We start from the raw sequence: 10,385 nt of genomic DNA, 5'->3' as shown, positions 1-10,385 counted from the left end.
ACCCTTGATAGTTCGGATACTTTATTACTGAGCGAATATACAAGTTCGTTTACACCGTTGGCAGCGGGAAATGACTATACCATTAACCACAATGCGACTATCCCAGAAATTGCTACAGGGGATTATTTCTTCCTGTTTAAGGCTGATGACAGTGAGCAACAGCAAGAAACAGATGAAACTGATAATATTACGGCGATTCCAATTCAGATTAGTCCACCTGCTGACTTGGTAGTCAACTCCGTAACTGCACCAGCAACAGCCAACTTTGGTGATACCATTACTATTGATTGGCAAGTTGCCAACTCAGGAATAGGAACGACTACCAGAACATGGCGCGATCGCGTCTTTCTTTCTCGTGATAATACCATCAGTACAAATGATACTATCTTACTGACAGAGTTTGCTCCGACGACTCTCGCTTCAGGTCAAACCTACAATCAGTCAGTATCCGTTACTTTACCCTTAAATCACTCCATTACAGCGGGAACTTACTTCCTTTTAGCTCAGACAGATAACCTAAATCAACAGTTCGAGACGAATGAAACCAATAATGTTAACTCAACCCAAATCGAACTGACGATTCCGCAGACACCCGACTTAATTGTCAGTAATATTAGCGCTCCGACTACCGCTGTGTCAGGACAAGGAATAGAGGTTTCTTGGACATTGACGAATCAAGGAGATGGGACAGCTAGTGGCACTTGGATTGACCAAGTTTTCCTCTCTAATAATCTCACAGTTGGTAACGATCAATTCCTCGATTCCTTTACTTTTACCGGGACTATTGCACCCGGAGAATCGACAACTCGCACCCAGGTAGTAACTGCGCCAATCGATTTAGCAGGTGATCACTATTTCGTCGTTAACACAGATACAAATAACCAAATTTTTGAGTTTACTGAGGACAATAATAACAGCGCGATCGCTGACCAGGCAATTAGCCTAGAATTGTCCCCTACTCCTAACCTCCAAGTAACCAGTGTTACGACGCCGACAACAGCCTTCTCTAGTCAGGAAACCGTTGTCGAATGGATTGTTACTAATAACGGCACAGCGGCTACCAGTACACCAACTTGGACGGATAAAGTCTGGCTATCTCTAGACCAAACCTTAGATAACAATGATACATTCTTGGGAGGAACAACGAATCCCAGCTTCCTGAATGTAGGCGAGAGTTATCGTAACAGTCTTACCGTTACGCTACCCCAAGGAATTGATGGTGATTACTTTTTCATTGTCCAAACTGATGCCGGGAATCAAGTCTTTGAATTAAATAACGAAACTGACAATAATGGAGTTAGTCAAATCCTCACTATTAATGACATTAACGAATCTCCCACAATTACCTCTAGTTCTACCGCTAACCTAGATGAAAACACAACTCTAGTTACCACCATTACCGCCACTGATCCTGATGGCGATATTCCCACCTTCTCGATTACCGGAGGAACCGATAGCAGTCTCTTTACCATCGACGCCAACACCGGAGAATTAAGCTTTAACAACCCTGCCAACTTCGAGACTCCCCTAGATGCCGATGGAAATAACAGTTACGACGTAGAAATTACGGCTGATGATGGTAATGGTGGTAATGATAGTCAATCCCTCACGATTACCGTTAACGACATTAACGAATCGCCCACAATTACCTCTAACTCCACTCCTAACCTAGATGAAAACACGACTCTAGTTACCACCATTACCGCCACTGATCCTGATGGCGATATTCCCACCTTCTCGATTACCGGAGGAAGCGATAGCAGTCTCTTTACCCTTGACACCAATACCGGAGAATTAAACTTTAACAATCCTCCCAACTTCGAGTCTCCCCTAGATGCGGACGGAAATAACAGTTACGACGTAGAAATTACGGCTGATGATGGTAATGGCGGTACAGATATTCAATCCCTCACGATTACCGTTAACGACATTAACGAATCGCCCACAATTACCTCTAACTCCACTCCTAACCTAGATGAAAACACGACTTTAGTTACCACCATTACCGCCACTGATCCTGATGGCGATATTCCCACTTTCTGGATTACCGGAGGAACCGATAGTAGTCTCTTTACCCTTGACGCCAATACCGGAGAATTAAGCTTTAACAATCCTCCCAACTTCGAGTCTCCCCTAGATGCGGATGGAAATAACAGTTACGACGTAGAAATTACGGCTGATGATGGTAATGGCGGTACAGATATTCAATCCCTCACGATTACCGTTAACGACATTAACGAATCTCCCACTGCTAACAACGATAACTTCAGTACGGATGAAGCTACCGCCTTCACAACTGCCAATGTTTTAGACAACGACAATGACCCCGATTCTAGTGATACAATCAACGTTTCTAACCTCGATACCACAACCACTTTAGGTTTAGTCATCAATAACGGTGATGGCACATTCCACTACGATCCAAATGGTCAATTTGAATCCCTCGCTGTCGGAGAAACCGCTATTGATAACTTTAGCTACACAATCGACGACGGTAACGGCAACACTGACACCGCCACCGTTAACATTACCATCAACGGCGTTAACGATAGTCCCATTGCCAATGATGATAATTTCACTATCAACGAAGACTCTGCTTTCACCACAGCTAGCTTCTTAGACAATGACAGCGACATCGACAGCAATGATACTCTTACCTTCGCCCGTCTCGATACCAGCAATACCCTCGGCACCGTCACACTTAATGCCGACAATACCCTCACCTACAACCCCAATCATGCCTTCGCTTTTCTTAGCCAAGGAGAAACCGCAACTGACAGCTTTATCTACACCATAGACGACGGCAATGGTGGCATCGATACCGCCACAGTCACCGTAACCATTAATGGCAGCAACGACGCACCCACCCTGAGTACGATTAACAAAACTGGGGATGAAGACACGACGATTTCCTTCACGGCGACTGACTTTACCACTGTATTTAATGATGCTGAAGGAGATAGTCTCAGCCAGATTAATATTCTGTCTCTCCCGGCTAACGGTGTCCTCCGTTTAAATGATACCGCCATAACCCCAGGGGAAACGATTGCTGCCGCCAACCTAGATAACCTCAGCTTTACTCCCGATGCTAACTTCAATGGCACCACTAGCTTTATCTGGAATGCCGCTGATGGTTTCCTATTCGCTTCAGGTGCAGCCGTTAATCTTGCGATCGCGTCGGTGAATGATAACCCAGTGAGTGGAGATGATCAGGCTACGACTCTAGAAAATACAGCGGTAACTATCGATGTCTTGGCTAATGATAGTGATCCAGTAGAAGGAGACTCGGTATTTATAGACAGCTTTGATGCCATTTCCCTTCTGGGTAGCACAATTAGCCAAGATGATAACGGCACACCGAATGACTTAACGGATGATCAACTCGTTTATACGCCTGAATTTGGCTTTGTCGGCACAGATAGCTTCACCTATACAATCTCTGATGGCAATGGGGGAACATCCACCGCTACTGTGGATGTCGTCGTTGAACCCATCCAGGATATGACTCTCTTTGGCACTCCCCTAGACGATACCCTCATCGCTAATATCGGTGACGACACTCTCTTCGGTTTAACGGGTGAGGATATCCTGAATGGAAAAGCAGGAGATGACTTTGCCGACGGTGGTGCTGATGATGATCAGCTTCAGGGAGAGGCTGGAAATGATACCCTTCTGGGTAACTCAGGGAATGACTTCATCGATGGGGGAGAGGATGATGATCTCTTAGACGGTGATACCGGAGATGACATCCTGTTGGGTAGTTTAGGCAACGATACCCTCAACGGCGGTGCAGATCGTGACTTTCTCAGTGGGGGAGTAGGAGACGATCTCCTGGATGGTGGCACCGGTAGCGATCGCCTATTTGGTGGTGCTGGTGCCGATAAGTTCCTGTTACAATCTGGTACGGGAGGGGATCTGATTTTTGATTTTAGCGATGGTGAGGATTCTTTTTTACTCACCAATGGTCTAACTTTCGGGCAGTTAAGTATTACATCTAATGGTTACAGTACCTTAATTAGTGATAGTAACACCAGTGAAGTATTGGTGACAGTTTTAGGTGTATCGGATTCTTTAATTACTGAAACTGACTTTACTTAGGGTTAGAAATTAAGGTAAAAACCAATAGTAAGATCGCTATAGTAGGCACAAAGCCTGCCAGCCGCGAGTCCAGCGCTTACTACAAACCCCATCTGCACTTATGTCATTATCCCAAAAGGAACAATCCCTGAGACAGCTAATTGCCGATAAAATTGCGGCGACACCGAATCAGCGTATTTCATTTGCCGACTATATGGATTTAGTCCTTTATCATCCCCAACAGGGATATTATGCTACAGGTGCGGTCAATATTGGCTCTGAAGGAGACTTTTTTACCTCATCCCATCTGGGTAATGATTTTGGTGAGTTGCTGGCGGAACAGTTTGCCCAAATGTGGGATATGTTAGAACACCCAAAACCATTTACGGTGGTGGAAATGGGGGCGGGTCAAGGATTGGTCGCGGCTGATGTTTTAAGTTATTTATATCGACAGTATCCGGACTGTTTTACGGCGTTAGACTATATCATTGTCGAAAAAGCGGCGGGATTGATTACTCAACAGCAGCAAGTTTTAAACCAGTTGAACTTACCTGGTTTACCGTTACGCTGGTGTACCTTTGATCAGATATCAGAGAATTCAATTACGGGTTGTTGTTTTTCTAATGAACTCGTGGATGCATTTCCAGTGCATCAAGTTGTGCTGGAGAAGAAACAGCTTCAGGAAATTTATGTGACAACGGTAACGACAGAAGCCGATGGGATTAATTTTGGGGAAGTCACCGATGAGAGTTCCACACCTGAGTTAAAGGAGTATTTTCAGTGGATGGGAGTTGATTTATATTCGGGGGCGTATCCAGAAGGCTATCGGAGTGAGGTGAATTTAGCAGCGTTAGATTGGATGAAGACGATTGCCGATAAGCTAAAACGAGGGTTTTTGCTGACAATTGATTATGGTTATTCTAACGATCGCTATTATTTACCCGCACGACATCAGGGGACATTAAAATGCTATTATCGTCACCGCCATCATGATAATCCTTATGTCTATATTGGACAACAAGATATTACCGCTCATGTAAATTTTACGGCTTTAGAATGGCAAGGAGAATTGTCTGGATTGCAAACCGTGGGATTGACGAAACAAGGATTATTTTTAATGGCATTAGGATTAGGCGATCGCATCTCGGCACTGTCAGGATCAGAAAGCCGCCAGGGACACGCGATCGCGGGGGCGCAGGATGTGATCCGAATTATGCGGCGTCGGGATGCATTACATCAACTAATTGATCCCACGGGATTGGGGGGGTTTACTGTGCTGGTGCAGGGTAAGGGGTTGAGTCAGGAAAAGGCGCGATCGCTTAAGGGATTAACTATTCCGCCAATGGCTTAATTTGTTGTATGCCATTTATCCTTTGTAACCGCAACGGTACAAGACTATACTGTATTAATCATAGTCCTGAATACGCTAGAGGGATAAAGATGGTAATTGCACTCCAGCGGCTAACATTTCAAGAATATCTAACCTATACAGATGGAACCGATACGGTTTATGAGCTGGTTGAGGGTAAATTAATTCCTATGAGTCTTGGTAGTGGTTTACATGGCGATATTGCAGAATTTCTGCACGACGAGTTTCGCACCGAAATAAAACAGCTAGGACTTCCCTGGACAGCTAAACAAATGACCGTTGGCATTCAGTCACCGCAACGGGGACGTTGGCACACTTCTCGCATTCCTGATGTAACCGTTTTACCCCTAGAACAATGGCAACAGCTACGTGATAAAAAAGAAGCAGTCATTACTTTGGATGAACCACCCCCCTTACTGGTTGTTGAGGTGGTGAGTGAATCAACTCAAACTGTAGATTACCGAGCAAAACGCGCTGAGTACACCGTATTAGGCATTCCTGAATATTGGATCGTTGATCCCTTAGGGGATAAAATTACAATTTGTCAACTGGTGGAAGGCTTCTACGATACCACAGAGTTTTGGGGTACTGATGAAATCCGATCGCCTACATTCAAAGCGTTGCAGTTAACCGCAGCACAAATCCTTAATCCGGCTCTGTGATATACCCGCATTTCTCACAAAAAACGGGATCGTTAATCCTTATCATCAGGTTGCACCCAGAAGTTCCTTCCCGCTCAAAACTCTGAACTCCCACAACGACGTCTCGGTAAACCCTAGCCAGATGCAATCCGCTACGATAAAGAAAGTTTCGTCTGAATATGTCTCTTAGATTAGGCTTATACTCACATGAAAGATAATCCAGCTACAATCAAATTTCATAAGCGTGCCACTGTTGCTTTAGACATGTTATCTCTTGAACAGAAAAACACCGTCTTGAAGTCCATTGATTATTTAGCAAATTTTGGGCTAGAATCAACATTAGGAAAAAATGTTAAACCCCTTAATATAGATGAATCGCTTTATTTGCTAAGAGTCAATCATAGTTTGCGACTTTTTTTTAGATTAAATCCTCAAAATGAAATCGAAATATTAGATATTTTGATGAAAGAGAGATTGGAAGTCTTTGCTCATAGCAAAACCTTATCGTAAATTCTAAGCATATATACTGTATAAGTTTTGATGATTTATATGATGATTTATCATTTCGTCTTGACAAGTATCGGTTTGCATCACAAATCGATGATTAGAGGATAACTCTATTTCTCTGGCTATAAAATATTTTTGACAAATGACCGATGACCAATAACCATTAAGTCACAAAACTCCCTTAGAACTGGGAATCATTCCAGCGCGACGCGGATCAATTTCTGTTGCCATACGGACTGATCGCGCAAATGCCTTAAATGTGGCTTCAATAATATGATGAGAATTAATTCCATCCAGTTGGCGGATGTGCAACGTCATTTGGCTGTGGTTCACCAATGCGACAAAGAATTCCCGCACCAGTTGTGTATCATAGGTACCAACCCGTTGAGTCGGAATCTCCAAGCCATAGCTTAAATGAGGACGCCCCGAAAAATCCAGTGCCACTTGGATTAATGCCTCATCCAAGGGTGCGATAAAATGACCAAAGCGGACAATCCCTTTGCGATCGCCTAATGCCTGAGCAAACGCCTGTCCCAATGTAATGCCAACGTCTTCATTGGTATGGTGATCGTCAATTTCGATATCACCGGTTGCTTTCACGTCTAAATCAATTAACCCATGAGAGGATAGCTGATGCAACATGTGATCCAAAAATGGGATACCTGTGTCAGCACGACAGGTTCCTGTACCATCGAAATTCAGGCTAACCTGTACATCAGTTTCACCCGTGGTACGTCTCACGGTTGCTGTCCGGGCTGAGAATAGAGGATGCTGAGACTCTTTACTAATACCTGTGCGATCGCTGGTTTGCATAGTCGCTTCTGACAAGGGAGAACACCGTCTATTATTGTCTCACACCCAATTGCCATTCATTCATGTCTCTGTTTCCCTATCTCCCCCATCTTTGGTGTCTCCACATCTTCCCTTAGTTACTAACCAGATTCTCCCAACCATGCTACAGTAACCCTAGACACTGGCAATAACGCCAACTTAATGACAAGGAGAACACAACCATGCCAGATACTCAGGGTTTAGTCCAGGCATTTGGTGAAGTCTATGATAATCCCATCCTACTGGAGCAAGGTGTAACTGCTCCCGTTTGTGAAGGGCTAAATATTGCATTGGCAAGCTTCCAAGCACTCTATCTGCAATACCAAAAACATCACTTTGTTGTACAAGGCGCCGAATTTTATTCCTTGCACGACTTCTTTCAAGAAAGCTATGAACAAGCACAGGGACATGTCCACGCTTTGGGAGAACGACTCAATGGGCTAGGTGGAGTTCCCGCCGCTAGTTTTAGCACCCTGGCGCAACTCTGTTGCTTCTCTCCAGAAGCCGATGGCATTTTTTCATCGCGTCAGATGATCGAAAATGACTTGGCAGCCGAGCAAGCTATAATCCAGTTAATTCGGCGTCAGGCATCACAAGCGGAAAGTTTAGGCGATCGCGCCACCCGCTATTTGCATGAACAAATCCTTTTGAAAACTGAGGAACGGGCGTATCATTTGAACCATTTCCTCGCACCAGATAGCTTAACGTTAGGTTTTGTAAAAAAAAGCTAGTCATTATTAAGCCGGATGAGGGCGCATTGCCATGCGCCCTTAATCGGGCAAGTCTCAATGATTTGTGAAAATAAATAAAACCCAGAAGCTCACAGCCGCGCGGCACTAGCGACTTTGAAAATTCTCAATTTGTGTATCCGGCGGTAATGTTGTGGCATTTGAAAGTTTCTTAAACACCGTCGCATTATTAAATTGTTCAGGTCGTTCTTCGCCCGGATTCGTTCCCGCAATTTGTACGAGCATTTGACCCTCCGGAGTCATCTCAAAAATCGTCATTACAGTCGCCCCCTGCGCCAAGTCAATATTCAAACCCATCGGCTTAGTGCTCGATTCTACCTGGTAACGCATTTCTAACGCCCGTTGTGGTTCATCCGCAAAGGGTGGGGCAGTCATGAAGAGTTTGCCGTCTGGCGTCAAAATCCAGGTGATCATTTGACCGGGTGCCATTTCCCCTTGCCACGTACCCACCACATCGTCAGCAGCGACGTTTTTAGTGGATGCGATCGCAACTTCAGCAACGGCGGGTGAGAGTAATGAATGAGAACGGATGGTTAACCCTAGGGTACTCAGGACGCCCAAACACAGACCAGAAGCGAGAAGGCGACGGGGGGTAACAAAAGAAAAACTCATACTAGGTGCTGGTTAAACTAAGGCTATCGTAGCATCACTTAGGAAAGCTGGAGTGTTGGGGTGCAGGGGGGCACAGGTGCACAGGTGCGGGGGTGCAGGTGCAGGGGTGCAGGGGTGCAGGGGTGCAAACAAAGGAGAAATGACAAATGACAAATGGCATTTCAAGGAAGTTGCAACTGGGCTTGGGCGTTGAAAAATTGATGATAAATACCCTGAGTCACTAAGATTGTCGTAGTCAGGTTAGTTGTCGCAATCATAAACATGACTAAAATTTGGTAAGATGCCGCATTCAATGGGTCAATGCCACTCAGAAGTTGACCTGTAATAATTCCTGGTAACGTCACAATCCCCACCACCATCATTTGATTCAGGGTAGGAATTAATCCGGCGCGGATAGCATCTTTGCGGTATCCCGCCACAGCTTGTTGCGGGGTAGCGCCTAAACTCAGGTGCGTTTCAATTTCCAAACGACTACTGGTAATCGTACTCACCAAGCGTTCACCCGCGATCGCAGATCCATTCATGGCATTGCCCAAAACAATACCACCCAAGGGAATCAGATACTGGGGCTGATACCAGGTTTCCGGTTGAATAATCAGTAGATTGGTATAAATCAACGTTAAGGCACTACAGAAGAAAATCGAACCGAATACTACCCAGAATAGTCGGGGTATTTTTTTGCCAATCCGGTTACGGGCGGTAATCGCCGCAATGGTTAGCATTACCAGAAAAACGCCTAAAACTGCCAAAGGATTATCTAAGGCAAAGACAATCCCCAGAAAAAACCCCACCACCAAAAGCTGTATCACCGTTCGCCCTGTCGCGATCGCTAACGATAACTCCAAACCTAACCCTTGCCAACTGGATAAACCAATCGCGATCGCCATCATGCCCAATCCCCAAACTAAATCAATGGGGTCAAGTTGAATAAAAGAGTCCACGCCTAGGCTATATATCCTGTATCACCACCGCCATCATGCACGATAACTATATCAACGCTCAAAAAGCAACCATCCAACAACTGAAAACCCACCTCGCTCAAGGGCAAGGGCAGATGACGGTTGTGGCAATGCGCTCTGATTACGAACGCGATCGCGAACGTTGTCTAACGTCTGTGGTATTTGTTCCCGAATCCCTTACCTCCTGATTTAATCCACTCCACCACTGATAACGGGGAGCATGTTGGATTAGAGTATTCTACGCTAGCATTTGCAGGAAGAGTAGGAAAACGAGTGTGGAGAATCAAATAGTCGATTTAGTCACTGGCGGTTTAGCGATCGCTATCTTAGCAGGGGGTCTACTGATGCTGTTCAAGGGAATCTTCGCCTTTGAAGATCAAGACAAGCAATAAACATCGCTTATGCCAAAGAAACCCCCCCTAGATTGACGGAAGCTAGGGAGGGTAAAGCCGGGGGATTAGGCTGCATTCTAATTGAGTTTATCCCCCTTAAAGAATAGTGTCACGAACCCAACGCTGACCGATACGAGCGGTACAGCGTGGGCTTGAGAGAAATCTTGTGCCTTCGTGATTAGCCTCAGTATTCCGACGAAAGCAAGGAATACTACGTTGAGCGGAAATATATAGGCACCGTGAAGTAC

9 protein-coding genes are annotated in these 10,385 nt (G+C 45.1%); 6 read left to right on the top strand and 3 right to left on the bottom strand.

Annotated elements, in window-relative coordinates; all coding sequences use genetic code 11:
• The 4 genes from RID09_RS03620 to RID09_RS03605 all read left to right on the top strand — a co-directional run.
• Positions 1-4,098 (top strand): Ig-like domain-containing protein (locus tag RID09_RS03620; protein WP_446334586.1); only part of this gene is annotated, 4,098 nt, incomplete at its 5' end.
• A 100-nt stretch (positions 4,099-4,198) separates the two neighbouring features.
• Complete coding sequence (locus RID09_RS03615) at positions 4,199-5,428, top strand: class I SAM-dependent methyltransferase (protein WP_446334585.1); 1,230 nt, start codon at positions 4,199-4,201, stop codon at positions 5,426-5,428.
• Positions 5,429-5,517: 89 nt separating this feature from the next.
• The gene (locus RID09_RS03610; RefSeq protein ID WP_446334584.1) at positions 5,518-6,108 is read left to right on the top strand and encodes a Uma2 family endonuclease; all 591 of its coding nucleotides are present in this window, start codon (positions 5,518-5,520) and stop codon (positions 6,106-6,108) included.
• A 186-nt stretch (positions 6,109-6,294) separates the two neighbouring features.
• Positions 6,295-6,597, top strand: coding sequence for a hypothetical protein (locus RID09_RS03605; protein ID WP_446334583.1), 303 nt, complete (start codon positions 6,295-6,297; stop codon positions 6,595-6,597).
• Between the two features lie 165 nt (positions 6,598-6,762).
• On the opposite strand, the gene hisB is transcribed toward RID09_RS03605, so the two are convergent.
• Positions 6,763-7,407, bottom strand: a complete 645-nt coding sequence (hisB, locus tag RID09_RS03600; RefSeq protein WP_446334587.1) for an imidazoleglycerol-phosphate dehydratase HisB — start codon at positions 7,405-7,407, stop codon at positions 6,763-6,765.
• Between the two features lie 200 nt (positions 7,408-7,607).
• Here hisB and RID09_RS03595 point away from each other — a divergent pair, with 200 nt between their 5' ends.
• Complete coding sequence (locus RID09_RS03595) at positions 7,608-8,156, top strand: Dps family protein (protein ID WP_446334582.1); 549 nt, start codon at positions 7,608-7,610, stop codon at positions 8,154-8,156.
• Between the two features lie 105 nt (positions 8,157-8,261).
• Here the strand turns inward: RID09_RS03595 and RID09_RS03590 are convergent, their stop codons facing one another.
• Together RID09_RS03590 and RID09_RS03585 are read right to left on the bottom strand one after the other, a co-directional pair.
• Complete coding sequence (locus RID09_RS03590; protein WP_446334581.1) at positions 8,262-8,786, bottom strand: hypothetical protein; 525 nt, start codon at positions 8,784-8,786, stop codon at positions 8,262-8,264.
• Between the two features lie 161 nt (positions 8,787-8,947).
• Complete coding sequence (locus RID09_RS03585) at positions 8,948-9,727, bottom strand: ABC transporter permease (protein WP_446334580.1); 780 nt, start codon at positions 9,725-9,727, stop codon at positions 8,948-8,950.
• Positions 9,728-9,762: 35 nt separating this feature from the next.
• Here RID09_RS03585 and RID09_RS03580 point away from each other — a divergent pair, with 35 nt between their 5' ends.
• Complete coding sequence (locus RID09_RS03580) at positions 9,763-9,933, top strand: hypothetical protein (RefSeq protein ID WP_446334579.1); 171 nt, start codon at positions 9,763-9,765, stop codon at positions 9,931-9,933.
• The last annotated feature ends 452 nt before the right edge of the window (positions 9,934-10,385 follow it).

The organism is Coleofasciculus sp. G1-WW12-02, assembly GCF_040219735.1.
In the GTDB taxonomy this organism is placed as follows: Bacteria; Cyanobacteriota; Cyanobacteriia; order Cyanobacteriales; family Coleofasciculaceae; genus Coleofasciculus.
The sequence above is the reverse complement of the archived record's forward strand: the minus strand, read 5'-3'. Positions and strand labels throughout refer to the sequence as shown.

Excerpts from the sequence above, each read along its gene's own strand:
- RID09_RS03590 (WP_446334581.1), bottom strand. The coding sequence starts at position 8,786 with ATGAGTTTTTCTTTTGTTACCCCCCGTCGCCTTCTCGCTTCTGGTCTG.
- RID09_RS03615 (WP_446334585.1), top strand. The coding sequence starts at position 4,199 with ATGTCATTATCCCAAAAGGAACAATCCCTGAGACAGCTAATTGCCGAT.
- hisB (WP_446334587.1), bottom strand. The coding sequence starts at position 7,407 with ATGCAAACCAGCGATCGCACAGGTATTAGTAAAGAGTCTCAGCATCCT.
- RID09_RS03580 (WP_446334579.1), top strand. The coding sequence starts at position 9,763 with ATGCACGATAACTATATCAACGCTCAAAAAGCAACCATCCAACAACTG.
- RID09_RS03610 (WP_446334584.1), top strand. The coding sequence starts at position 5,518 with ATGGTAATTGCACTCCAGCGGCTAACATTTCAAGAATATCTAACCTAT.
- RID09_RS03595 (WP_446334582.1), top strand. The coding sequence starts at position 7,608 with ATGCCAGATACTCAGGGTTTAGTCCAGGCATTTGGTGAAGTCTATGAT.
- RID09_RS03605 (WP_446334583.1), top strand. The coding sequence starts at position 6,295 with ATGAAAGATAATCCAGCTACAATCAAATTTCATAAGCGTGCCACTGTT.